Raw genomic sequence first — 24767 nt, 5'->3', positions numbered from 1 at the left:
TGTAGTCTTTAAGTTCATTCTATAGAAGGTTAATCTAATACATACAAATTATGATTGAAGCATTTTTTATGCTTTCTTTTTTACTGTATTAATAACCTCAAGTATATTATGTCTCAAATTATCAAGCATATTTTTTTCATACTGATAGTGGCCATCTATTCCTCTATGAATTATTGCATTCATGACAGGATGATATTCTTTATTTGTTGCATGAATTAAATCCTCAGCAAAATCAACTGCTTGTTTTTCACTGTATTTAAACTCGTTAATTAGTAATGCTACTATCAGAGCATGAGCCTGTGGTTGGTTTAACTCGTCCCTTTGAACAATGGCATTTAGTGCACCAAAACAAAATGCTGCGATAACCTGCCTCTCAAGCTCAGATGTATCTTCAAATCTAATTCCGATGAGTTCAAATAGTTCAGTTGAAAAAAGTCTTAGTTCACGTGATCCGTGATTTACTTTTAATCCTTCAAATTCATGCGGGTTTAAAAAGTCAGTCATTATCTATCTCCTATCATAAAATATATTAATAAGGGTTTAGTATATGTATAACGTACCTTTGGGCCATCTTCCCGTCCATCCACATGGACAGTGCCCGAGTTTGAGAACTTCTAGCATTTCGCTAAAAAACTTTGGACAGCCTTTAAACCCGGCAAACGCACGTTCAATACCTGCATTAAGCAATAACCAACTTAATGTATCACCGAACTCTTCTTTTATATTCCGCTCTTCAACACTATCATAAAGTTTAGCTATGGCTGTTTTATACTGTTGTGACTCTCTTACTGCAGCAACAATTGAATTGAAATTCCTAACACTATATCCTAATTTCCTCATAATAAAATCTGCAAGATTATCCCTACTCTTTGATATTACCTCCTCCCATTCATCTTTTTCGTCAAATTCCTCTGCTTTCTCCCACCCATCAACTTGTTGTACCGAACATAGTAAATCTATTTCTGCTTGTTTACCGCAATTTGTAAACCACTGAATATTCTCAAACTCGTTTAATAACTCTTGACTAACTATTATCTCTTTCATTTAGGATTAAACCCGCTTTCCATCAATATTATTAAGAGTTTTCTGTCTGTGAAAGTGGTCCGCTTGATACGCTTTGCAAAAAAAGACTTAGCTCAACTCAAATTCCGAGTGGAGTAAGTCTGCCAGGCTAAATTTTGGCCTGCGGTACTATGTATTAATCCTCAGGGAACAAATTTGGAAATCTATCTTGGTCAAGTTTAGGCAAAATAAGCAATAAGTCTGCCTTCGTCTGGATAATCACCATCCCATCCGCATGGAAAACCACCAGCCTTATAGATTCTAAAAACTTGTTCATAAAAATTTTCAACCTCACCGTTTATTGCACGATTGATTGCACAGTTTCTCAAATCCACTACAACAGTTTCAAAAAAATCGTGATAGGGGTGAGTTATTTGACTTCTAAGACCATCCGCTATTAATCCAGTTAATTCATCCAAACCCCTAGGTTTTTGGGTAGAATCTAATTTATATAACTTCCCCTTAACTTTTCCCATTTCAAGTTGTCTTATATCAGACCAAGTATACTCATCTTCACCAAAAACTTCAGTGCCGGCTAGCCTTTTCGCCTCTTCATATTGATTAATTATAACGATATTTTGGGCTCTCGCTATTTTCGGGAAATCCATAATAGAATTAGAGAATTGAATAACTTCCTCAACTAAATTGCTGTATATTCCGTTCTTCATAACTTATCAAACCACCTTTGCCACAAGTCTATCTGTTCCCGGGTTATACCTCTTCTGGTTTTCTAAATAAACATAGAGTATCTAAGGCTTCGAAAATGTTATCTCCGAACTTGAATAAAGAATATCCATTTTTTCCGTATACCTTCCCGGATTTCGAAATAAACATTATTAAATTTCCGCGATATGCTTCTCCAACTACAACAAGCGGCTCTTTTACTCGCGTCTCGAATTCCTCAAAGTCTTCTTTTTCATAATAATCCCCAACAGCTTCTTCAGGACTAAACATAAAGGTTTCCAAACTTCCATCGGGATGCTTAAATTTATATTCGATTCCACCAAATACTCTTAGTGCATCAATCACTGAATCGAATACTTGATACCCCATTGCTTCTAAAAACTTTACTGTCTCGCTTAAATCAACCTTATTATTTGGGTTCCAGCCTGCTTGTATCAGTATTTCTTTCACATCAAATGATAAGTTATTCAAATCGCAACATCCTGATAACCTACTTCAGTTACTTTTTCATTCAATAAACGAATTCCCACTCCATTCTCTATATCCCAGGTACAATCAAAAAGTATTCCGATATCTCGGCCTTCATAAATCCCTGCATATGAAACAACAATTCCAACCAAAGTAATCATCTCAAGAAGTTGGCTGGTTGTTGCAACTAAGGGATAATACTCATTAAATTCAATATCATAACCCAGTTCATATCGTTTTTGATGGTAATAGTCTAAAATGGGTTGCAAGAAGCTTTGCTGTAATTGCTGCCAGTTTTGCATTAATGATTGATACGCCGTATATTGATCTTCATCAAACTTGCCATCTTCTTCACCATCGATCATCAATGCAATCTCAGTTTCTTTTCCAAAAAAATGAATCGTAGTATCCTTAGCCCAAGTATAATTATACTCAAGTTCACCAAAAATCGGATCGTTTATTGTCATTTTAAAATCTCCTCTTTTTATTTGCCGCCGATGATGATTCTGTAATCCTTACCTGTAATAATAAACTCGCTATTTAATTCAATGAATACGCCCTCATATTTTCCGCTAAGTATTTCTTTAAGTTTTAACTTATCTAACCCTTCCTGAACATATAAAAATAGGTCTTTAATATTTCGATTTATAGGGTCTAGGTACATCTCGACTCTTATAATATCATTTAAATTTCTTTCAATATTGCTTATTTTGTATACTACTTTCTCAACATCCCCCTCCACCTTTGTATCATTACCGAACATTTCACCCAGTGTTGAGTAGTTCGGTTGTCCACCTATAAATATTTCCACCAACCCTACAACTAACTCCTGAAAAGAACTTTCTGAAAATTTCACTTTTAACAATTCCCAGGAGTTATCCACCATCCAGCTCATATCATTGAAATCATTATCACTATCGTCCAATACCCCAATAACTACAGGCTTTCTATAAAGAAACTTCACATTAATGCTTTCGTCATTATTTATAAACATTAAACTCCCTCCAATTTTCTGTGCTAGTTGAACTCGCTAAGACTTTTTATGATCCCATAAATTCCGATACATATAAAAAGGCTCACTCCTAACTCATGATTCAAGTTGGAATAAGCCTTTGAACGTTTGCCAAGTTTGTACGATGTATGTTCTGATAGAGGCTATCTTCATATTGAATCATTATCTTAATCGTCATCTAAATGAGGGGCTGACAACGCTTGTGATGCAGAAAGTTTTGGACTAGACATCTATCCCCCCCCTTTCAAAAATATCCTATAAATTAATGGATTACTTATTTTTACAAAATCACTCTTTAAGCGTTAATTTAAAATCTCTATCAATAATTACAAACTCATTGCTAACATTAACAAGTAAATCGGAATAACTCTCCTCGATCCTGCATTTAAGTTCATTCATATGAGGCAGTACTTGCATATGTAAATAAATCTCTGTGATTATGTGGCTATCAGGATGAAGAAACATTGTAACATTAGTAATGTCGTTTTCCTTCCGATTCACCTGATTAACAGTGTAGATAATCTTATTTTTGTCATCTACCCTCTTTTTTTCAATGCCGAACAGGCTACCTAAATTGATGTAATTGGGATTCCCTTTTCTAAATATCGAGACTAAATCAACCAACAAGCCGTCAAGAGGCTTTTCAAAGAAATCCTTTTGTAATGCTTCCCATTCATGATCCGTAAAAGTAAACCAAATAGGGCTTACCGCTGAAGTATCAATCATCCCAGGTTTTGATCGTTCGTATAAATCTCTTTTTAAACCAACTTCGTCATTATTTGAATACACTATACTTTCCTCCAACTTTATACAAAATGACGAAATCTTTTAATGCGTATTGGTTATTTCTTATTCAAGATCTTTTCTTATTCTTTTTTTTGAAATACATACCTATCTTTAATATACCTGCGTTGCAAGAATTCTGTGAAAGTATCTGTAATCTTATAAAAGCCATCCTTCTTTTTACCTTCTGAGTAAAAGTATACAGGTGGATTTTCCCCTTCATCTAATTTAAAGAAGCAAAACATACAACCTTGACTCATCCAAAAAATAAAATCGTTTGAAGTAAGTTTTAGAGGTACATTGTTTTCTGCTAACAATTCTGCACCCCCTTCATTTAACTCTAACAATTCATCCATAAAACATGATTCACCGCGCAAAAAGGTATGATCAGTGCCGTTTCCCATTGTTTCAAGAAATTCAATATAAGCCATCGGTAATGTTTGATCACTAATCATTTTTCTCACATTAATTAAATCTTCGTTTGTACAAGGACTCATAGGAATTTTATCAATTCTAAATTGTGAGACCAACTCATTTAAATATTTCAAAATGTTTCACCCTCATTAGAGTCATTTACTTTTTAGCTAAAATATTCATTTACTACTGCAGTTAATCGGTCGTTTCCTAACTCAATGTTAGTCAAATAATAAAGGAAATAATCTTCTACTTCACTTTGATTGAATAAACTCAGATATTGAAATGCAAGTAGTGTAGTATTATGTAATCCATAATTTTTTCCCACTTTTGTTTTTACATATTGAATCGCTTGATTAATGAATCTATTGTCTTTAGTCTTAAAGAGAACATTAAGAACGAATGTAATCTCATCCTCATTCTCTATTTCAAAAATCTCACGCACCTCATTCTCTTCTAATTCTTCCTGAAATAGCTGTTCCTTAACCAAATTAAATATACTCAAAGCCTCTAATTCATCATTATAATAATCCTCCCAAAAACTTAGATAAGCAAATTGCTTCGGCAATAGAGCTGAGCTATTATTGGGCTTGTTCCACAATATCCAATCAGAGTTCACTTTAGCGGATACAACTTTAAATAAAGAGATTGAATAAGGCACAACTTGATTGACATCATTTTCTACTCTGAAAAATTTCTCGCCATTTTTACTGGTTTCCACAGAATAAACTATATATTTTTTATTCATTGATAGATTCTCTTTTTTCGCTAAATCCTCTTTAAGGCATACTCTCATTTAGCTTGCTCCTACCTCCAGTTTGCTTCATTAGTTTCCGTCAAAATGCATGGTTCTCTTTCTGTCTTGCTTGAAGCTCTGTTCGATTAGCCGCCCGTTACTGTGTCTTATGCTTCATCATGCTGTAGATGATGTTTACAAGCCTAAAGCATTTCTTTCGGCACTAAGTAACCCTCTCAAAGAAAGAAATCTTGAGAGAGCGAACTAGCACCCTCAAGATTTAAGTTATGCTAAACCTATTCTTTTGAGAAATTGATACCAGTCGTCTAAATGAGCATCAGGTATCAGTTCCTCGTATTTTCCGCCAAAAACGTAATTAAGCAAAAAATAATGGAAATCCCCTAAGGTTTGGCCCACCCTAGCTGGATGACCTTGACAGAAACAGTATACTTGTCCAGAATTCTTATCAATCACTAAAGGCTCATATAAAACTTGCCCAACTTCAATCCAGTTTTCTATTCCTCCCAAGAAATCAGAAACACGAGACTGATGTGAAGGAAATTCATCGAATGACCATAAGTCAACTGCTCCACACCTTGCACCATCGGATTCTTTCAAGAACTCAAAATACTGTTTAATACAATCATCGTTGGATTTAATACCTGTGTTACCTTCATTCAATTCACCAAAAATTATACTATCAGGTTCGGCTACCAGTTTTTCTTTTACCTTTTTTATTATAGACAGCTCATTGATATATTTAACCTTCTCGTCCACCAGACTTTCTCCCCTTCTATTGTTAAAGCATTTTAATGTGCGTACAAACATAATGAAGAAATCTTTATACAGGTATACAGGTATTACATGCGTTATATGTATTTTTGATTGAATACGGGCGTTCATAAGTTCACATAAAAATCCATAGCTTATTGCTGCGGCTAAATCTTTAACTTTTAAAATATTTAAGATATTTAGAACTACCCTTAGCTTCGGGCGGCGTATGTTATAGTTGCGATATATTTTTTATCACGGGTTATTTCACATCATGTTATCACAGAGGGTATCTTATAACCGTATATTATACTTTAAGTCCATAAAAATACTTTTGCCCCTTCTCCCAGTTTTTCTTTGAAAGTCCTTTGACATAATTAATAAAACCTTTATAGTTGTCAGCATTTATTACTGTGTAGTAATCGCCTGGCACTTTCTCCCCGGACCAAATCGATAGTAAGGATGGAACTAACTCCATTTCAAGACGCTGTCCGGTATTAGCGGCAATCATAACTCTTTCAATTAATTTTTTTGTTAAATTACCAATAAATATAATTTCTTGATTATAGTAATACTTTTCCGAGTTACAACTGTTAATGTACTCCAAATAATAATGACCAATCTCTTCCACGGCTGCACCATCACCTAAATGCTCTTCATATTCAATAAAAGCATCTATCGAATCCCTTATAATGATCGACGTATCATTAATTTCATCCCAATCTTCAAGTAATGCTAATAGATATGGAACAACTTCGAGAGAAAGCGTTGTAACTGCCGCTGAAGCAAATGTATTAACCACATCTTCTGTAGCATTTTCTAAAAACAGAAGATTGTTCGAGTCTCTTAAATCTTCATGCGTACAAATTGAGCAAAAAATCCGAATGCAAAAATTTAATATTGCTTCATCTTCAGAATGATTTAACAAGTGAATTAAGAGTGTTTTTTGCGTAAAATCTCCTAACTTGAAAAGTTCTACGAGTTGGAATATAACATCTTGTTCCGTCTTTGAACGTAAAATGCTTTCTTTAATATCCGAAATATTGGAATTTGATATTTCACCATACCAACTGCTATTCATAAGGTGCGTATAGTTCGCCATTTTCCACCACCCTTTTATTTTTTCCTTCGTCCAGTATCCATCTGCCACTGAGACTCTTGCCATGACACATAACCTGGTGTGCGAAATAACAATTCATCTAGTTCTTTATCAATAACTTTAGGAATTTCATCGTAGTTTAAAAAATACACAAAATCTTTATTTTGATCATCGTAAGTGACAGAAAGGAGTCCACCATTATACTCTACAGCAGCTTGGAAAACACCCTTGTACCATGTAGCAGCAGTTCCATTATAAATACACCAAGAACACATCTCATGTACATCCTCAATAGAGTAAAAGGGGCCAGCATAAATATATTCAGTTTCTTGTTTACAAATAGGACATATTTTATTGCTCCTACCTATTATTTAAGCGCTTAAATCCATTGTATCTGTTCGGTTTTCAATCTCAACATCCTCAAAAAATCATGTATATAATTCTTAAAAACTGTTTCAAAGCTTTGAATTGGAACATATTCCCCCAAGATTCAGCAAGCAATCCCTTTTCATTAAAAGAATTCGTTGTAAGTACCAAACACCTTCAAACTTAGTCACCACACTTGTTATTTAATCAAACTTTTTTTGTGATATAATGGCTGCTCCATTCAGTTTCATAATCCGGTTTCATAGTCTTCTATTAGGTGGGACCAATATCCTTCAACATCTTTCATTGCTACGGGATCAATTTGTTCATACACCTTACGTAGCTTAATCGCATAATTATATGAAGTATATTCACCATTTTGGATCATTTTCATTGCCACTTTATTCCTAATTAACTGAAACAAAAAAAATGTTCTCAAATTTTTATTTAGCAAATAAATTTGAGGTTTATGATAGGAAGAGCTAGTGAAAAGCTCATCGCTACCCTCTTTTACGTACAGTCCATATTGTAAAAATGAGAAATGGCCAATTTTTATAACTCGCACATCTCCAATTACCAATTTTTGAAAAGCATTCGATTCATAGAATACAAAGTCAGCAAATTCTTCTGGGACTCCAATACCAATCATAAAGTTAGCATTTTCAAGGCTTATACCAATCTTTTTCAACGCATTGAAATCATAGTCTCGTAAATCCGAGTCATAATATCCCCGGATCTCTCGAATATCAAAATCCATGCTCTCACTCCTTTAACTTTTCAAGCTCTTTAGCAAGAAGCTCTTTACAATCATACTCCAAGAATCATCCCCCCTGATTATACTGCATAAGCTGCTTTCACTCAGTAGTTTCAAGCTCTAAGCTATCTATGAGTTGTAATGTTGCCGACGCGGCAATCCATCCTTCTGCTTTGCTACCGACACCAAATGCTCCGCGCGGGCCTGTGCTATAGACCGTACCTTCTTTTCTGCTTCCTGCACTAGTTGCTGTTTCTTCAATTCTGTTGTCACAACCTGTACACGTTTTGCCATTTGTTTCATCGTTCTTTGATTTTGAGTATGTAAAAAAGCTCCTTCCTACTCAAGGTTCAAGTGGGAATGAGCTTTGGATAGTCCATCAAGTTTGTGCCAAGTTATACTCTACCAGATACTCACACGCTGCTCTGGCGCTACATACATCGTATCTTTTTCTGTAATTCCATAGGTATCATAAAATTCTTTAAAGCTGGCAACTGTGCGATTCACACGAATCTTGTTAGCGGAATGTGTGTCATTACTAGAAAGATAAGCTACCACTTCCTTACTCATTGTTGTACGCCAAATCGTTGCATATCCTTCAAAGTAAGCTTTGTAATCCGCATTTTTCGTTTGAGACAATACTTGCAAGGAGGCGGCCATACCACCAAGATCAGCAATATTTTCGCTCACAGTCAAGCTACCATTATTATATACACCTGGAATGACTTCCAGTCCGTTATAATAAGAAATCACTCGCTCCGTTTTTTCTTGGAACTTCTTATAGTCCTCAGGTGTCCACCAGTTTACAGCATTTCCATTTTCATCATAGGAAGAGCCGAGATTATCAAATGCATGGCTGATTTCATGGGCTATCACCATACCAATTGCACCTAAATTTGTTTCGTGCTTCGCATTAATATCATAAAATGGTGCTTGAAGAATACCTGCTGGGAATACAATTTCATTATTGAGTGCGTTGTAATAGGCGTTAACATTGTAAACACTCATTTGCCATTTACTTTTATCCACAGGTTGACCCAATGTTGCTACTTCTGTTTTCCATGATGCTTTGCGAATAGCTACAAAGTTATCAAATAATGTTCCACCCTCTTTAATGGATACGATGGATACGTCTTTAAATCTGTCATCCCATTTATCAGGATAACCGATCTTGTAGGTCATTTTATCTAGCTTCAGCATAGCTTTAGCTTTAGTGGTTTCAGACATCCAGTCGAGCGCTTTAATACGCTCCTTGTACACCGCAATAAATTCCTTCACCATTTTTTCCACGTCTTGCTTCGCTTCAGCTGTAAAATGGCGTTTTGCAAACATTTGACCTAAGTAATCACTCATTACACTTTGTGTTAATTGAATTGCAATTTCATCTTGTGTTTTTTGACCTTGAATACCAAATAGATTAGCTTGGAAATCCAACGATGCTTGTTGCAACTCTTCACTTAATACGCTACTGGTATTAATAAGCCAAATCGCTTGCATATAGTTTTTAAAATCTTGCACATGCTCATCAGTCATTAATTGTGAAAGCTTATTGGCTTGCCCCTTGTCCATTACAATTAATTTATCCACGGAACCAAGCTGTAGCTGCTTCAAATAATTAGCCATATCCAGTGAAGGGAACAGCGCATCAAAGTCTTGGATCGTATATGGATTATAATATTTATTTACATCATTCTGGTCTTGAACGTCCATCGTTGCTGCTGCTATTTGCTTCTCAAACTCATACAATGAGTTTGCCTTTTTCTCGGCAACTTCCTTGCTGTCACCAACAAGTTGGTATAACTTGCTCAAATACGAGACATACACTTGTTTTGCTTGAGCATTGTTAGAAACATAACTCGTCTTGTCTAAAATCAAGCCTACACCTGCATAATATAATGCATTAATGTCACTTTTTTTAGCATCTGCCATGATACCAAATGATAAAATAGATCCAAAGCCGAGCTCTTTCTCCATCTTCAAGCCTACATTCATTACCTCCTGGATTGTAGAAGCTTGATTCAAGGATGCAATATAAGGTGCAATTGGCTTAATTCCCAAAGCATTACGATGCTTCAAATCTTGTGCATTCGTATAAAAGTCTGCAATTTTCTGTTCTACTGATCCTTTAGCATGTGTGTCCTTCACAACTTCTTGCAGCATATCTTTAATTCGTTCTTGATTTTGTTTATCCAATTCGTTAAATGCACCGTTGGTCATTTCTCCAGCATCAATGGTAGATGCATTCAGCCACTTTTTATTTACAAACTCATAATAATCATCACGAGGGTTTGTCCCCTTTAACGCTACCATTCTTTTAACTAGTGCAGTTAATTGTTCAAGTGTAACTTGATCCTTAGCTCCAAGTTTGCCATCCGTATAACCGTTAACGATACCTGTCGCAGCAATTTTAGTCATCTCATCTTGTGCCCACACCGGGATGTCACTAAAGGAAGACGCTGTATTTAAGCTACGCAAATCGTTTCCTTGTGGCTTCGGTAGGTCTGAGAATGCTCTACTTAGCATAATTAATGCTTCGGTACGAGAGACATACTCACCGTCTTTGGTTTTGCCTTGAGCATCACCCTTCAAAATGTCTTCTTTCTTCAAGCCAGGGTTGTAATCATCTGCAACATTTAATAAATAAGTAACAACCTCTTCTCGTGTCATTGCTGCTTTCTCATCCTTAGCCAGTGCATGTGGCGCTAGTGAAGTAAGTATCAAGGATGAAGACAACAAAAATGCTAATAATTTCTTCAAAGCTTCCCCTCCTCGGATAAAATAAAAACTAATTGGCATTATTTTCATATATCATTTTGTTATTACGTGGTGTTCGTTCTGAGGTTTCACTTTGCTATATGTCAGCATTAAGTTACATATTGGGATTAATCAACAGGCTTGGGCTGGTAACTATATTGCTTCGTTAAAGCCAATAAATCATCTTCTATCCCACGAAGTAAGTCTTCAGTAAATTGGGATATCCAATAGGAAGCCGTAATTGAAGCACCCATTGAATAATCATCCAGCGCAAATTCCACCAATACATCTAGTAATATGTTCATTCGGCACTGGATAGCCCCAGATTATAGGACTATATCCTGGAAGCCTACATCAACTATTTTTTCATCCTCAATTTTCACAGCAAGCCCATGTTCTATTTCCCAAGTGCAATTAAAAAGCAAACCAATTCTTCTAATTCCATTCTTACGTACTCTTCTTATAATCAATTGAGTAGGTTCAACTAATTTGCCCATTTCTTCTTTATTTTCTATAATGGGAGCAATCTTGTCAGCTACATCCTCCCCCACCATATCTCTATACTCCACATAACTTTCTTGATAATAGTCAAAGATTGCATCCTCTATTTTCGTTATCATATTTTCCATATTACCAACAAAATTAATATACGCTTCTTCTTGAGCACCTTGAAACTCACCTTCTTCGTTTCCATCAATACTTAAAATAACGATTCTCTCTTGTCCAAAGATCTTTACCTTCTGCTTTCCACTCCAGTATAAGTCGTATGTAATTCCACCAAATAATTCATGGTTAAGTCCAGCCATTATGTCATTCTCCTAACTTTTACTTAATAGTTGAGATATATTTGAAAAAACCGAGATAAAACGAAGGTAGCGAAAAACAGACCAATCATGGTAACGGAAAAGCGTTATTTAGGTTATAAAATTTTAAACATTTCTCTATGCCTTATATGATTCTGATTTAATAAAGTTATCTACTAGAAATTTATCATTTTCACTTAGACTCTCAAAAAGTTCATAGAATTTATCCTTGGCATTTTCATTGTCTAAAAGTGCTAACGTTGCTAAAGCAACGTGTCCCATTTGCCATGGCCCAAGAAATTTATTGTGTTTCAACAGTTCACTGAGTTCAGCTAATCTATCAACTATTCTTTGATTACAATAATTTCTTTCTATCGCTTTAAACATCGCCATAACAACAACTCTATAACTGTAAGCCTTCATACAAACAATTAAATCTTCATTTTGGATTGTATCATTTTCAAGTTCTTTTACTAATTCAGCTATTAAAGCCACTGTTCTTTTCCCTTCTAGGTTTTAGACTAGGCTCGCCTTCCTTCTCAACTTTCCGGCCAGCTTCTTCCAGGTTTGGTAACGCAATCACCTTATTTATGTATAACCCTGAGCGTATTCTGAAACCTCATATGTTTGATTTCTTTCAAAAATAACATCAGTACCAAAAATTATGACACCTTCTTTTGTTTCAAAGCCGTTAGTTAACTTTAGGAGATCCCTAAATACTTTGGGGAATTTAAAACCTATTTCTATCCCAATCTTGTTGATTTCATTTTCATCAACTGGAGGATAAAGATTAAAACTTTCTTAAGATTGTAGATTTGTCATTTAAATCCTCCTAGTCCAACAAAGAATCTGTATGCTTCCCCAATTACCTCATTACCACTAAAAGTTGGAAACTGGAGGTAACCAAAAATTTGCATACGACATGCATACACCTGTCAAAATATCAGGGTCATTACTCAGAGTGCTATAAAATTCATTTCAATATCAATTAATAACGCGGAAGTTCACCATTATATTTCTTTATCAAAAACTCTGAAAAGGTCTCACTTAATTTCGTGAAGTCATTTTGAATGTAAGACTCATCATAGCTTTCTTCAAAAAAGTAGACGGGAGGATTGTCTCCATCATCAAGATTGAAAAACCAATACATGTATCCTTGATGCCCCATAAAAACAAATTGATTATCACCGATTCTTTTATTAAAATTACATTCTTCTAATAGCTCCAATGCTCCTTCTTTAAATCCATTAAATCTCTCCATATTCCTAATACTATAATCCGAACCACTGAACATCACATAACCCCTGCCAGCGCATTCCATAAACTTCAAATATGCTTCAGGCAATTTTTTGTTATCTGCTAATTGTGTTATTAGTATCATGTCATTTTCATCACAAGGTTTAAGTTCGTTACTATAATGCTCCTTTAGGAAAATTAAAAATGAATCAATATTGTCTTCTTCCAAGTATTGCTTTTTAATATTATTCATCAAATACAACTCCTCTTAATATTTTTGAATTCTTCTTGAAATTGCTTTTATAAACATCATTGTCTCTAAATACACGGTAGGTATTATTTACAGAATTGCCTGTCCCCTTATTAAAAATCTTAAACTCTACTAAGGAAAGATGGTAGTTTATTCCGGTACAATATCCATCGAGGTATCTATTCGTTAAGTTGCGACCGATTTCAAAAACTGTGGAAAAAAAAGATAATAAAAACAGGTCAATCATGGGGTTATCTGACCATAATCGACCTGTTCTAAGTACGCTCTTACGTTATTAACCTTATACTTTCCAAAAATGTGTTATTGATTGATAATGAGTTCCTTCTATACCTACCCACTAAAATCACTACTTAAAAAATAAAATAATAGGATTAAAAATGATTTCAATATTATTCCTCATCATCTTCTAGGTCTTCACCACTCATAATATACTCTATATCTTCATCAGTGAACTCGTTACCTTCTGATACTGGATGTCCATTAGGATCTAACATCCCCATTACCGCTTTATCTCGGTCTGATACCATTATAGTATAATCTTCAAACAAAAATGGATTTGGTGGTAAATCTACAGTAACTCTCCAAGCAGGTCGAATATCATCATTCTCTCTATTTTCTAAATCTACTTTAAACGTATAGGCTTCGTCAAAAAACAAACTTTCTATTTGCTCATTAACCGTCCCATCCAATTCATGTTCTTGATGGTACTTTTTTGCGATTTCAATGGCTTCTTCTGGGGTCGAAACGACATCAATCGGGATTTCTTCTATTTTACGATGATGTCTAGGAAAATCTTTATTTACTGATTCTATCAACTTTTCAAGTTCTTCTTTAGTTCTAATGTATTTTTCCACTTCTGTACTCCTTTCAACTATTTAAATTTTAATCGTAATCTGTTGATATACTCAATTGAATGTTTAATTGACGCATCATCGAACAAATGTTGATTTTTCATTATTTGTTCAAATACATATTCTTCTCTGTCTAGACGACTCAACTTCATATAAGCGTCTTTCCCTATACCCAACCATTGTTCAGCGTGATAACCTTCGTGGTATATATTCACAACCGTAGGGTTTTTCTTTATAAATATCCTCCCTTTTCCATAATCGAATGCCGCTTCGTGATTACCTGTGAGTACCTTCCCTTTTTTATCCATTTTTACAGGTATCCCTAATTGTCCCCATTTCTCCTTGAATTGTTTCACCTGTTTCTTTGTTGCGAGTGTTTCTCCTATATCATTAGTTTGTTTATTTACTTTTCTATAATCATAACTTTCATTAGCTCTCTTATCACCTTCTCCGGTTCCCTTAGAACCCCCACCCTTCCCTTTCTTCAACCTACTCCGGCCCATAAGCATACTCAGGGTAAACACCGCTGCCTTCACAATATTCGAATCTGCATGTTCGCTCAGTGCATCTACCCCGGAGCCCATCGCCAAAGTTGCCAGGTAGTTGACTCCCATTCCACCTGCTAGGTGTAGCACTTTTTTCAGCTTTGAGTGTTTTTCCAGGAGGGTATTCATGCCGCTCTTCAGCTTGCCAGCTAGATCGAACGCGCTCACATTGCTCGCCAGCTTCTTCGCTTTTGTCAGCACTTTCCCTAGACCGGCATTCAGCGCATCCCCTGCGGTATCCGCTATTCTTCCGATCGCCTTCGCGACATCGGCTCCCTTGCTTGCCACGGTTTTGATTGCGCCGTAGGCTTTGCTCGCCTGCCCTGCCAGGTCTATTTTCTGCAGTACTCTCCTGACTTTGTTTCCCAGCTTCACTCCCGTCGGCCCCCAGCCTGCAAAGGGTACTGAAGCACCTACCGAAAGGAGGGCACTCGTATAATCCCCGCGTAGCGCATAGATCCCCGCATTCGCCAAATCTGCGATTTCTCCTACACCCGGGATCAGGCCCGCCACATCCAGCACCGTCTGGCTTACATCCAGCACCTTGCTCCAGAAGCCTTTTTTCTTCTTCTTTGGTTGCTCTTCGGGGGCGGCTTCTTCCGGCACGGCCACTTCGCTCACGAACGGGGCTTCGTATTGCGGCTCCAGGTCTTCCACCTGCACGGGCAGCTTTATGATGCCATTCATCGTCAGGCTGCTTCCCCGCAGGTCCGACATCCCGTCTAGCACCAGACTGCTGTCTCCGCATTGCAGGAACAGAATTTCCTTCGCTTCGATCTCTATACTCTTCTCGCTGTCCAGTACCAAATCCTGCACGGTGTTCATCTGGATGCCGCTATTACTCGTGATCGAGATGCCTCCGTCGTCCAGCGTGATGTACAGGCTGCCTTCGGTCGCGATCAGCGACATCTCCGCATCAGTCATCCGCATCTCTTTCCCGAAGTTCGTTCCCCAGCTCTTGGTCGCCGGATCCGCGGTCTTCGGTGACGGACTGCTTCCCCGTCTCACCGAACCCATCGCGAACGCATCTTGTTCACGCCCGCTTCCGAAATACACCTGCACCGAATCTCCCGCTTGCGGCATGCAGTAGAACCCGCCACCGTCACTCGCGTAGACCGCGGAGTACGGCATCCAGCTCGCTTCATTCTCGGCTTGGGTCGCATCCACGTCCAGATGCACTTTTACGGTATCCTTCTTGACCGCCAATATCTTGCCTTCCAGCGAGGCTCCTGCCAGTTCATCGTTGCGGATTTCATTTTCCCGGATCCCGCTGTGGGGACTGAGGGTATACGTATGTATGAGCATGCCCTGCATAAGCCTGCTCTCTGCCGCTGCTACCCGCAGCTCCTGTTCTTGAAATTGTACGGTATCTCCGAGTCCGAACCAGCGCCGCGTCTCTACCCGGTAAGAGGTAAAGTCTGCTTCTCTTACGTCTGCGGCTCCCGCCGACCAGGACATCTTCAGCGCGTGCAGATCTCTTGTTACTGTATAATTCTGATCCTTAAGCTCATGATATCCGCCATCCGGGACACCAAAATACAGCTTCGGCGCATCCGCCGTCACCTCCGGGATCACCACCGCTCCGAACCGGGATGCGATTCGCCGCAAGAACTGCCAATCCGTCTCGCGGTACTGTACCGTCAGCCCTCCCAGCTTCGTGCCGCTGCTCACGTAGTCGATGAGGTCAGACTTTGGGTAGGCTGATAATACCTGACGGATCACGTCCTCACATTCCATCTCGCTATGCTGAAACGAACGAATTCGTGGCTCGATGTCCAGCAGATACGAATAGGAAACAGCCTCCAGTTCCAGGATGTATACCCCCTGAACATCCCGGACACCAACCTCCTGGATGATCCCCTGAAACAGCTTGCGTATTTCTTGGCCCCGTTCACCAGTCTCGATGAGGGAGATATTCTCTCCGTTTGTGGTCATATCGATTTCCCGGTCCTGTTGTTCTTCGGGAAGAACAGCGGTCAGGAACAAGCGTGCATGTCCGCCTGCCTTCCGCTCCATATGTATGCTCTGGATGCTGTGCACGGGATAGGGCGAATGGCACTTGAGGTTCCATGTGCCTGTTGCGGCTTCCACAATGCCCATTGTCTCACTCCTCTCCTTTACATTACCGGATGGCCCCGCCGAACCCGCTCGTCGTCCCCTCCAGGCTCGATCCCCCAAGCTCCTGACCGTCATCCTCGATCACAATCCGTCCCCCATAAACACACTGGTTCACACATGTGCTGAGCAGCGCGGGATGTCCATCCACAAGCACATCTGTTTTTCCGTCCATCCACGAAGTCGAAATCCCCGGAACACACGGCGCCTTCTTCCGCCCTTCAATATCGAGTTTCCCGATCTGGACAGCCGGGTTCAATAAGCTGGTACAATTCCCGAATGGCATAATGTGGATCATCGGGTTCTTGTCCTCCACATTCAGCTGTGCTTTTTCTTTCAGGTGTACGCCGTGGCTGTAAGGGACTTTCAAGCGATTCAGCTGAGTTCCGCATGTACAGCTTAAGATTGCCCCGGCAACCACGTAGCTCGGCTCTGCCCCTCCTCCGTCCTGTTCCACAACATCCGGTCTCGTTATTCCTTTGATTTCTGCCATAGAGATTCCCCTCCTAAATTCAACTGCCTATGTTAGTTGAAGTGCCTACGATAAACGATTTCCATTTGCCTCACACCATCGGCTCCGCTGTTGTCATCTCTACCCGCTGCATACATAACCCAGTAAAGTCCCTGCGCAAAATGGCTTCCGCGAGGGCGAGGTTGATCAGGAACACATTCTCGTGCAGCCGATTATCCACGGCCTGGACAATCGGCCAGACGCAGGTCTGCAAGCAGTCCGCATCCGCCTTCAGCCGGGTGAGACGGCCGCTGCTGTCGAACTGGCTGTCTTCGTTCAGACAGGCAAGCTGCGGTGGAACCATGAACCAATAGGGGTACAGCTGCTCTCGTTCGGCATCCATCAGTCCGGCCAGCCGGAAGATCAGGCGCGGGGCAAAGGTCTGAAGCAGCTGCTTCAGCGGATCAGACCACAGCGGATAGGGCCGCTCAATGAGGTCCACAGCCACCGGCTGGTGACTGGGCTGCAGTGCAAAATGCAAATTGGCCCGCTCCAGTTCCCGTAAATCCTCCCCCTTCAGCCATTCCGGACGGATGGCTTCTTTTACACCACGCGGTTCAAGTGCCCCCCGCACACGCATGTCCTGTGAGAGCTGAAACCAGTCGTTTCTCATTGCTGTTCCTCCTTCAGCCAATCCGTAATGGCTTCTTCAGTGAACGGAAGTTCCGGCATTTCCGGACGTTCGCTGAGCAAGCTGCACGCGCCCGTGTCCATCTGCACTCCCATTAAGCAGGAGCCTGAGAAGTTCGTTCCACGCAGATCAGCTCCCCGGAAATCCGCATCGGTCAGATCGCACCATCCAAGCATCGCTCCGGTCAGCTTCGCCCCCGTGAATCTGGCACCCCGCAGCTTGGCCAGAACAAATTCAGCCTCGCTTAAGTCTGCTCCGGCAAAGGATACTTCATCGAAGCCCGGAATCTCCCAGTTCTCTGGATCAGGAAGCCCGCAATCCGCCTCCACCCGATGAAATAATGCCCCCACCAGACGACAATTCTCAAAGCTTGCACCGTGCAGCCACCCCTGATTCCATTCCGTATCCGTCAAATCACAGCCTTCCCAGACTGTACCCACCAGATTGCTCTCTGCGAAGCTGCTACCGCCAAAAGCGCTCTCGCGAAAGGCAGAATAACGAAAATCCATTTCACTGTAATCTCCGCCTGCCAGATCCAGCCGCTCCAGCGCGCCGTATCCGTAAGCACCTTCGATCCGCTCAGCCAGCCATTTCCGAATCTCGGTCTCATCCGTAGGGTCGCTATCCTTGCGGTAGACAGACTCGCTGATATCGAGATACTCGCCCACACGCACTTCAACAATTCCGCATTGCTCCAGCTCACGGAATCCCTCGGTAAGCATCGCCTCCGGCATCGCCGAGCGGAGCAGTGCAATGACATATTGATGCCCATGCTGCGATTCACGCAACAGCAGCTTCTCCAGGTCGGGACGGCTGATACCTCCGGCATACGGGGAACCCGGGCGTTGTCTTTCCTCCTCCAGCAGCAGCAGGAGCTCATCCAGATAGCCGAATGCCCAAGAAGCATCATACTCACCCGCCACAGAAGCAGGATCAAACAGCCACGTCTCATCCGAAACCTCCACCAGATAGACTCCGTGTCCTTCCTGCAGCCGGGTCCGAAGCATCGAATAGGTGAAATGCCCGATGGCTCCTTTCTCTCCTATGCTCTGCAGCTCCGCCACCTCCCGGCACAGCTTGTCAAAGTGGCGGATGAACGCCTCCTGTAGAGGCTTGCGGTTGGCCTGATACAGCTGCTCCCAATGCAGCAGCACCCGGTTACGAACCGGTTCCACAATTTCTTCCATAAACATCTCCATCACGGCAGTCTGAGCCAACAGCTTCCCCTCCTGTTATCGCTTGCTCCAGTTTAGGCTTTCCTTCATAGCGATACTAAACCGTTGTTTATAGGATGTTATCTGCACATCTTAGCTTAGTTCGTACGTACTTCAGTTCCGCTTAAAGCAGTCGTGCCGTCCATCTTCAGGCTGCTGTCCTTACAGATCAGGCTGAGCTGATCCTTGGCGGAAATGACAATGCTTTTATCCGCGCTCATCATGATATCTTCCTTAGCATTGAGCTTGATCAGCTTGCTGCTGATAATCTCGATCCCGCCGCCCTCACTAAGCCGGATATAGATCTCTCCGTCCTTGCCGGTCACAATTACCTCATCCGGCGTCATCTTCAGCTCCTTGCCGGCCGGTGTGCGGAAGAACTTGTGGTCAGGGTTGCTCAGCTTGTTGCTCTCGCCTTCTTCGGCATTTTGCCGCACCGAGCTGGTCGCTACCCCTTCTTCCTCCTTGTTCCCCGGAAAATACACCCGAACATGATCGCCCTTCTCCGGCATGACGTACCAGCCGCTGTTGCCTTCTGCCGTATACACAGATGAATACGGAAAGTCATGCGCTTCTCCTGCCTGCTGCTCCGAATCGATGTAGAGATGAATTTTGAGCTTGTCCTTGTTGATCCCGATTACCTGGCCTTGCAGCGAAACTCCGATAATTTTGTCATTATAAAAAGTGTTCTGGCGAAGTCCATGACGCGAGCTTAAAATATAGCGGTGACGAAGCAGGCCCTTCTTCATTTCAGTGTAAGCTTCGTATACATACAGCAGCTTGCCTTTGAATTCGATCGCATTGCCCAGATCCAGTACCCGGCCCGTCTCGACCTCATAATATATGAAATCATCCTCGCCTACCTTGGCTGACGTATTCTGCGTAGTGTAACGGAATTTGTCCATTCTTTTGCGAACCCGGTAGTTAAAATCCTGCAGCTTACCTTTCGAGGAGGTATCGAACACGCCAAAATAGAACTTCGGCGTATCAAAGACCGATGCAGGCATCAGACCGGTACGCAGACGTGAAGCGATCCGCTTCAGAAACTGCCAGTCTGTCTCTTCATACTGAAGCGTGAACTTGCCGATAGCCGCTCCATCTGTTGCCGCGTCCATAATATCAATATTTGAATAACCCTCCGCGATCTGATCCAGAAGCTGCGGGTAAGTCATGCTGTGGTTCTGGAAGGAGCGGCTTTTCTTGCGAATGTCCAGCTCATGGGTATGGGAGACCCCCTCTACTTCAAGGATATGGACACCGCGGTTCACCGACACACTCAAATTCAGAATAAGTCCACTGAACAGCACCCATTTGCCGCCTTCTTCATTCACCTGGGTGATCTCCACCACTGTATTCGATGAGCTCAACCGGACATAGCTGTCCTTCTTCTCTTCATCCACAATACCGGTGAATTTCACATAGGTGTGCTCATTCATTTGTTTCGTAATGGTTAACTCCTGCAGACTGACCAGTTCAAACGGGCTAACCCGCAGATTATCGTAAGATAAGGCTGGTTCACTCATGAGACTCGTCTCCTTCCTTCTGTGGAATGAACTGAATGGATTTCATCATGGCCAGTGCGACCGGCTTCCAGTCATCAAGCTCCTCGTCTGTACAGTTAAAGGTACACATCAGTGCCCGATCCTCAAATGAAGCGAACAGAATCAGATTATACAGATTGGCATTAACCGCCGGGGTCAAAAATTCACAAGTGGCGACCGGCTTGCCGTTAATGCTGAACTCATGGTCTCCATACCATTTCGTCAGCTTCTGCGTCCGGCGCAGCATCTGGATCATGGCCTTCTTGAAATCGGACAGCTCGTCCTCCGGCAGCGGGTTCATGGTGTGATTGATAGCAATGTTAATTCTGGCATTGGAAGTCGTATATATAACACTGGGTCGATGCTCAGAAGGATATTTCCGCTTTGCCATCTCCTTACTCATGAGCTTAAAGGTCTGCGGGATCAGCATGCGCATCGCACCGTCCAGCAGCTCCGTTTCCACAAAGGTGTGCGGCTCGTCTCCAATCTGCACCACCGGTGCGGTTAAATCCGGTCCTGCCTCTTCCGGAATCACTCCGTAATTATCCGCAGGCTGTCCGCCTGTATTGCCGTTAAGCATGGACACAATCTTCTCATCCCAATGCTCCATCTTCACCCCATCCTTCCAATAGTCGATTGATGCGCAGCCGTTCTACTCCACCAGCATTCGCTGCATACCCCCGTGGGCTTGCCCCTTATGTCCCTGTCCTCCGCGCGCATTTGTGAGAATCCGGTCCAGATAGCGGTGAATCTGCAGGCTCGGATAATCCCGGTATTCCTGTCCCAGCCGGCTCGCAATATAATGCAGGATAACGCTCCGGGCGATGACACCTTCATTCATACACAGCATGCCGAACATCACATCATGCGGATCCGGCGTACCGGTACGCATAAGGCGCTGAGCATAGTCCTGAAGCACAGCCGGAGGAAGGGTACTGGCACCGGGAGCCGCATAGGGAACCTGCAGCACCTGGAGCGTATTGTATTCGGTGGCCAGATCCGCGAAGCTCTGGTAATCCTTGCGCAATCTGGCCCCTTCCTTCAGCTTGAAGCGGGCGAGCTCCATCTCATGGGAACCGCTCCCGGACGCCGCATCTTCCAGTGCAAGCGAGGTCTGCCCCAGAGACAGGTCATGACCTGTCTCCAGCTCTGTGAAGCGGAGCTTCAGAACAGTCTCTTGACCTGTGGCCTTATAAGCAATTTCCGCCGGCTCCGTCATCATATAGAGCCGCCTCTCATGCAGAAGTATGCCGGGGCTTACCGATAACCGTTCGGCGTGTACCTCCACCTCTGCCCCAGACACAATTCCATCTGCATAATCCCTGTAGTACAGCTCCCAAAACTGCCGGGGGAAATCACGCAGATCCTCAAGCATCCGGGTCTTTAGAATCCGTCCCTTATGAAACTCAGGGTAAGTATAGGTGAACATTTGCGGCGCTCCTTTCCCAGACTTGCCTTTTTACTTCAGTCCATCAAAAAAGTCCAGTTCCGATGATTCATTCTCATAGGCGAACAGCCTTTTGTGACCCAGCAGCAATTGCTCATCACGGCGGGCCACAGGCAGGACATGGAAACCCCAATGCGAATGATCCGCGAACACGAAGAACTTCGTCTCCCCGTTCATAATGGAATCCGTATCGTCCTGCGGAATCTTCGTACCAAAGCGGGACTGGATGTCCTCGTACACCACCTGCTCGTAATTCTCCTTACGATTGACATATACACATTTCTGCCGCAGGGTTCCGTCGCTGCCGCTCACATACAGCTCGACCTCGGCCGTCTCGAACGGCCGGGAAATGCTGCCGGGCAGACCGTCACTCCGCTCCAGACTGTTAATCAATACCTTCTGCCGCAGGTTGTGGGTATACGCGCTGACCGTATAAGGAATGACCGCAGCCTCGTGGGTGATTTCCGCCTGAATTGCCCCCGTCTTTCTGGCACTGAGATAGCGGATCGCTCCCCGCAGGCATGCCAGCTTCAGATCAGGAACACGGCCTTCCGCCGGTTTCTGGCGGAATTCTATACTGCGCCCAGGTACGAACTCCTTCAGCGCTTCCCGGAAAACATCGATCCGGCAGGACTGGCCCGTCAGCTTAATCATCGAATACTGGCCAAGCCTTCCCTCCCGGTAGAACTCCTCCAGGAACTTGCGGACTACATCATAAATATCCGCCTTGATGAGCTGGGTTATCTCCTTGATGTTAAAGACCACATCCGGAAATTCAAATTCATCACGGAGTTCGCCGTTCCGCACCACGGACAGGAACCAGCGCTCCATCGTGGTAATCTGCAAATCGCTGTCCTGTCCGTCCTCGATGGCGGAGTGGAATCGGTTACGGAGCATACCTGTCTTGCGGAAGAATTGCTGCTTCATCTCTTCAGCAATCTCCCAGAGGAAATGGAAATTTCCGCGGACCCGCAAATATTCGTCCCGTGAACGATGCTCCCGGTGGGCGTAGGCCGTAGGAATAATCTGCTCCGCCTCCAAATACCGGCGATCGAGCTCCGCATATACACTCTGGACTCCCGCTTCATCGACCTGGCGGAACACATCCGCCCCCGGTGCTGCAATCAGGCTGTCAATATCGGTTGCGGCCCGCCGTCCGGAGTAATAATCCGCGAAGACAATCTTCATGAACTGCATAATTCTGTAAGTGATATTATTGCCGCCGAAATTGGTATCCCCATTCTCGTAGGTGGTGTGGATGTCCAGCTTGTAAGCAATCTGTCCGTCTTCCACAGTAAAGCGGCAGGAGGAAAGGTCGGTTGTGCCCCCGCCGCAATCAATTACCAGAGCTTGATACGGCACGCCCTCCATAAAGGCATTGCGTTCGATACCGTCGGCAATCGTGTTGTACAGCACCGACATTCCTTCATCGAGGGCATGCTCGCTCTCGATTTCATATTCGGGCAGAATCTCGCTGAACATCTCAAGGAACTGGGCCTTCATCTTCACAGGAGCAGACAGATGCAGCCGTTTGAACCTGCATTTGAACTGGTGCTCTGCCGTCAGAATTACATGTTCAAGGTAGGCGCGCACAATGTCCAGACGCGTCACTACAGCTGCATTGCCCTGGGCATCCACCACTTCCTCCTGTTTACTGTAATCGCTGATCCAACGCTTGATGCCGCGGAAGACACTGGCCCGGCTGCTGTAGCCCCCCCTGCGCATGCTCTTCAGCGCTTCATATCCGAATTCGTACAGGATATTGCCGGGTTCCGAGCAATCAGCGATGCTGACTGCTGCCGGGAGCACTTCAATCCAGTCCGTATTCTTAAAGGTTGTATCCGGAAAGGTCACATAATTAATCTCCTCCAGGCGTACACGTCCGTTCAGCAGGTCCTGGCTGCTGGGTTCCTGAATATAACCTCTATGCAAATAAGCACCCGCCGTCGTATTGGAGGTGCCAAAATCGATGGCAAGCACGGCTTGCGTCTGTTCCAGCTCACGGATGTCCAGATGGGCTAGCGGAATTTTAGTATATTGAATGTTAACAGGCGGAAGAGGCTTGTCCGAATAATAAATCTTGTACAAATACTCCGAGTCACGCTTGCGGAAAAACAATAGACTGTACTGGCGGTTCCTGCTTCTCTCCCATCTCGCTCCACTGTCGGCGGTTAAGTAGAAGGTGCCCGGCACGGCTTCATCCTGCTCCAGATTGAAAATCCCGCACAGCTCCATACTTTCGTTCACCAGCAGCACATTGGAGTCCGTAAGCCCTCCCGCTGCAGTAACGATGTAGCGGTCCAGCCTGTCCACCTTAAGCCCTTCGTACAGAATCAGACGTGCGGGAACACTAATCCCGCCATCACTGCTTAGCGGCGAGGTCATATGGCGGTTGATCGCCTGCTGAATCCGTTCGAACCCGCCCTTATGCACACGGCCGATACACAGTACATCATCCGCTCCCAGAAATTTCAGGATAATCCGGATCAACTCTTCGCGGTCCGTCTGCGGACCCAGCCCTTCTACCATCCGTTCTTTGTAGCAAATGTTGCGAAGCTGAAAGGTCGTCATGTCCATAAGCTCTGCCCGCGTATATCGGGTGGTTCCCCGAATGCGTTCACGGCTCGCAGCGTCAGGATGCAACCTGTATGTATAACCGTTCATGTTCGTAACCTCCTAGGCGGCTGCTCCCGCAGCAT

General features: G+C 42.8%; 27 protein-coding genes and 1 pseudogene. All 28 read right to left on the bottom strand.

The genetic code is table 11. The features are described 5' to 3' along the window. Positions 1-66: 66 nt before the first annotated feature. Positions 67-504 carry an Imm48 family immunity protein gene (gene imm48, locus MHI45_RS30060; RefSeq protein WP_341118491.1) on the bottom strand — a complete coding sequence of 146 codons (438 nt, stop codon included), beginning with the start codon at positions 502-504 and terminating at the stop codon, positions 67-69. Between the two features lie 36 nt (positions 505-540). Then, the gene (locus tag MHI45_RS30055) at positions 541-1044 is read right to left on the bottom strand and encodes a hypothetical protein (protein ID WP_341118489.1); all 504 of its coding nucleotides are present in this window, start codon (positions 1042-1044) and stop codon (positions 541-543) included. 197 nt (positions 1045-1241) lie between these two features. Continuing rightward, positions 1242-1730 (bottom strand): hypothetical protein, encoded by a 489-nt coding sequence (locus tag MHI45_RS30050; RefSeq protein WP_038589114.1) that lies wholly within the window; start codon positions 1728-1730, stop codon positions 1242-1244. A gap of 43 nt (positions 1731-1773) precedes the next feature. After that, positions 1774-2217, bottom strand: coding sequence for an SUKH-3 domain-containing protein (locus MHI45_RS30045; protein WP_341118488.1), 444 nt, complete (start codon positions 2215-2217; stop codon positions 1774-1776). Beyond that, positions 2214-2681 carry a DUF6985 domain-containing protein gene (locus tag MHI45_RS30040; RefSeq protein WP_341118486.1) on the bottom strand — a complete coding sequence of 156 codons (468 nt, stop codon included), beginning with the start codon at positions 2679-2681 and terminating at the stop codon, positions 2214-2216. The genes MHI45_RS30045 and MHI45_RS30040 overlap by 4 nt, the downstream gene beginning before the upstream one ends. A gap of 17 nt (positions 2682-2698) precedes the next feature. After that, on the bottom strand, positions 2699-3208 hold the full coding sequence (locus tag MHI45_RS30035) for a hypothetical protein (protein WP_076110593.1): 510 nt from the start codon (positions 3206-3208) through the stop codon (positions 2699-2701). 306 nt (positions 3209-3514) lie between these two features. Then, positions 3515-4015, bottom strand: a complete 501-nt coding sequence (locus MHI45_RS30030; protein WP_341118483.1) for a hypothetical protein — start codon at positions 4013-4015, stop codon at positions 3515-3517. 77 nt (positions 4016-4092) lie between these two features. Further along, complete coding sequence (locus tag MHI45_RS30025; RefSeq protein WP_341118482.1) at positions 4093-4557, bottom strand: SMI1/KNR4 family protein; 465 nt, start codon at positions 4555-4557, stop codon at positions 4093-4095. 32 nt (positions 4558-4589) lie between these two features. Then, on the bottom strand, positions 4590-5219 hold the full coding sequence (locus MHI45_RS30020) for a hypothetical protein (protein WP_341118481.1): 630 nt from the start codon (positions 5217-5219) through the stop codon (positions 4590-4592). A gap of 225 nt (positions 5220-5444) precedes the next feature. Further along, the gene (locus MHI45_RS30015) at positions 5445-5936 is read right to left on the bottom strand and encodes a hypothetical protein (RefSeq protein WP_076110597.1); all 492 of its coding nucleotides are present in this window, start codon (positions 5934-5936) and stop codon (positions 5445-5447) included. A gap of 301 nt (positions 5937-6237) precedes the next feature. Then, the gene (imm47, locus tag MHI45_RS30010) at positions 6238-7032 is read right to left on the bottom strand and encodes an Imm47 family immunity protein (RefSeq protein ID WP_076110598.1); all 795 of its coding nucleotides are present in this window, start codon (positions 7030-7032) and stop codon (positions 6238-6240) included. A 14-nt stretch (positions 7033-7046) separates the two neighbouring features. After that, on the bottom strand, positions 7047-7379 hold the full coding sequence (locus MHI45_RS30005; protein WP_256718102.1) for a CbrC family protein: 333 nt from the start codon (positions 7377-7379) through the stop codon (positions 7047-7049). Positions 7380-7642: 263 nt separating this feature from the next. Continuing rightward, positions 7643-8152, bottom strand: a complete 510-nt coding sequence (locus MHI45_RS30000; protein ID WP_076110600.1) for an SUKH-4 family immunity protein — start codon at positions 8150-8152, stop codon at positions 7643-7645. A 399-nt stretch (positions 8153-8551) separates the two neighbouring features. Further along, on the bottom strand, positions 8552-10906 hold the full coding sequence (locus MHI45_RS29995) for a M13-type metalloendopeptidase (RefSeq protein WP_076110601.1): 2355 nt from the start codon (positions 10904-10906) through the stop codon (positions 8552-8554). A 125-nt stretch (positions 10907-11031) separates the two neighbouring features. Then, complete coding sequence (locus tag MHI45_RS29990; protein ID WP_179091739.1) at positions 11032-11208, bottom strand: hypothetical protein; 177 nt, start codon at positions 11206-11208, stop codon at positions 11032-11034. 21 nt (positions 11209-11229) lie between these two features. Further along, the gene (locus MHI45_RS29985) at positions 11230-11709 is read right to left on the bottom strand and encodes a DUF6985 domain-containing protein (protein WP_076110602.1); all 480 of its coding nucleotides are present in this window, start codon (positions 11707-11709) and stop codon (positions 11230-11232) included. A 135-nt stretch (positions 11710-11844) separates the two neighbouring features. After that, entirely contained in the window at positions 11845-12201 is a 357-nt protein-coding gene (locus MHI45_RS29980; RefSeq protein WP_076110603.1) for a hypothetical protein, read from the bottom strand. Positions 12202-12294: 93 nt separating this feature from the next. Then, positions 12295-12474 (bottom strand): annotated as a pseudogene (locus MHI45_RS29975) (SMI1/KNR4 family protein); the annotation flags it as partial. Positions 12475-12694: 220 nt separating this feature from the next. Beyond that, a complete protein-coding gene (locus MHI45_RS29970) occupies positions 12695-13195 on the bottom strand; it encodes an SMI1/KNR4 family protein (RefSeq protein WP_076110604.1) in 501 nt (166 codons plus the stop codon). 407 nt (positions 13196-13602) lie between these two features. Further along, positions 13603-14067 carry a hypothetical protein gene (locus MHI45_RS29965; RefSeq protein WP_076110605.1) on the bottom strand — a complete coding sequence of 155 codons (465 nt, stop codon included), beginning with the start codon at positions 14065-14067 and terminating at the stop codon, positions 13603-13605. Positions 14068-14084: 17 nt separating this feature from the next. After that, positions 14085-16709, bottom strand: a complete 2625-nt coding sequence (locus MHI45_RS29960; RefSeq protein WP_076110606.1) for a zincin-like metallopeptidase toxin domain-containing protein — start codon at positions 16707-16709, stop codon at positions 14085-14087. Positions 16710-16731: 22 nt separating this feature from the next. After that, the gene (locus MHI45_RS29955; protein WP_076110607.1) at positions 16732-17217 is read right to left on the bottom strand and encodes a DUF4280 domain-containing protein; all 486 of its coding nucleotides are present in this window, start codon (positions 17215-17217) and stop codon (positions 16732-16734) included. A 70-nt stretch (positions 17218-17287) separates the two neighbouring features. Continuing rightward, entirely contained in the window at positions 17288-17848 is a 561-nt protein-coding gene (locus MHI45_RS29950; RefSeq protein ID WP_076110608.1) for a hypothetical protein, read from the bottom strand. Further along, positions 17845-19083, bottom strand: coding sequence for a pentapeptide repeat-containing protein (locus MHI45_RS29945; protein ID WP_076110609.1), 1239 nt, complete (start codon positions 19081-19083; stop codon positions 17845-17847). Before MHI45_RS29945 ends, MHI45_RS29950 begins: the two co-directional genes overlap by 4 nt. Positions 19084-19178: 95 nt before the next feature. Further along, the gene (locus MHI45_RS29940) at positions 19179-20603 is read right to left on the bottom strand and encodes a contractile injection system protein, VgrG/Pvc8 family (RefSeq protein WP_076110610.1); all 1425 of its coding nucleotides are present in this window, start codon (positions 20601-20603) and stop codon (positions 19179-19181) included. Next, positions 20596-21231, bottom strand: a complete 636-nt coding sequence (locus tag MHI45_RS29935) for a hypothetical protein (protein WP_038589076.1) — start codon at positions 21229-21231, stop codon at positions 20596-20598. Before MHI45_RS29935 ends, MHI45_RS29940 begins: the two co-directional genes overlap by 8 nt. Before the next feature lie 42 nt (positions 21232-21273). Then, a complete protein-coding gene (locus MHI45_RS29930; protein ID WP_076110611.1) occupies positions 21274-22050 on the bottom strand; it encodes a DNA and RNA helicase in 777 nt (258 codons plus the stop codon). 30 nt (positions 22051-22080) lie between these two features. Then, positions 22081-24732, bottom strand: coding sequence for a molecular chaperone (locus MHI45_RS29925; RefSeq protein WP_076110612.1), 2652 nt, complete (start codon positions 24730-24732; stop codon positions 22081-22083). Positions 24733-24767 lie beyond the last annotated feature (35 nt).

This window comes from Paenibacillus sp. FSL H3-0321 (assembly GCF_038002865.1).
Taxonomy (GTDB): domain Bacteria; phylum Bacillota; class Bacilli; order Paenibacillales; family Paenibacillaceae; genus Paenibacillus_AQ.
The sequence above is the reverse complement of the archived record's forward strand: the minus strand, read 5'-3'. Positions and strand labels throughout refer to the sequence as shown.